The following is a 1,282-nucleotide window of genomic DNA, read 5'->3' on the forward strand; positions in this document are numbered from 1 at the left end:
TATCTATCGTATGGATTACGCAGCGATGCTTGAGGAGCATAAAGAGAAAGGGGCAAAGCTGACCGTCGCTTGTATGGATGTTCCAGTAAAGGACGCCTCTGCTTTCGGAGTAATGGGAATCGCTGAAAACGGACTGGTTAAGTCTTTTGTCGAGAAGCCCGAAAACCCACCTACTCTTCCTGACGATAAAGCCAAGAGCCTTGCATCAATGGGGATCTACATCTTTGATATGGATGTGCTCAAAGAAGCGCTGACCGAAGATGCGAAACTGGAAACGTCTAGCCATGACTTTGGCAACGACATTATTCCAAAATTGATCGACACCGAATCGGTTTACGCTTACAAGTTTTGTGGCAGCAAAGGTCGTGTCGATAAAGATTGTTACTGGCGTGATGTCGGGACAATTGACTCCTTCTATGAAGCAAATATGGATTTATTGGAACCAGTACCTCCGATGAACCTTTATCAATCTAACTGGGCTATCCGCACTTACGAACCTCAATTTCCACCAGCGAGAACCGTCTCTTCTGCAACAGGAAACGAAGGTATTTTCATCAACTCGATCATAGCTACCGGTGTTATCAACTCAGGTGGCTCAGTCCAGCACTCGATCATTTCATCAAATGTGCGCATTCAAGACAGCGCGACCGTTGTGGATTCCATCATTTTTGATGATGTAGAAGTCGGTGAAGGCAGCCAACTGGTGAATTGCATCGTCGATAAACACGTTCGCATACCACCGAACACACAAATCGGCATCAATAAGGTTGAAGACGCCAAACGCTTCAAGATCTCAGAAAAAGGCATTGTTGTTATACCGGAGAGCTACCAGTTCTGAGAGTCCTAAATTCAAACGACAACATGAACGAAAAAGCGCACGATAATTACCGTGCGCTTTTGTTTAAGTACCTATGAAAGTTAGGTAATAACAGTTAATCAATAATGATTAGATGTTACATACTGTAGCCCAGCTACCATCGCTACCTGGTTCAGAAGCCGTCCACCAGTTTGCTTGGTAAACCACACCATTGTGGATGACTTTGTCACCTTGGTTTGCGTGGCTTGGGTTACCTGCCCAGTCAGTTTGTGGCAGATTTGGGTATGTTACCAAACCAGCAGTGTCACAAGAACCTGGTTCAGTTGTACCGCCACCGCCAGTACCCGCGTTTAGGTCACCGATTGGTAGATCTGGTTGCTCAAACTTGAACGCAAACTCTTTACCACCAGAAATCACTGAGTAGTTAGCCGGACCAGAGATTGGTAGGTAGTAAACCATATCAAG

2 protein-coding genes are annotated in these 1,282 nt (G+C 45.5%); one reads left to right on the forward strand and one right to left on the reverse strand.

The window, feature by feature from the left end; all coding sequences use genetic code 11:
• On the forward strand, positions 1 to 838 hold an 838-nt coding region (locus tag R7O12_RS25395), incomplete at its 5' end, for a sugar phosphate nucleotidyltransferase (RefSeq protein WP_318126831.1).
• 108 nt (positions 839 to 946) lie between these two features.
• Here R7O12_RS25395 and R7O12_RS25400 read toward each other — a convergent pair.
• The coding region (locus R7O12_RS25400) for a cellulose-binding domain-containing protein (RefSeq protein ID WP_318126833.1) at positions 947 to 1,282 on the reverse strand (336 nt) is incomplete at its 5' end.

The sequence above is a fragment of the Vibrio sp. Vb1574 genome (assembly GCF_033338675.1).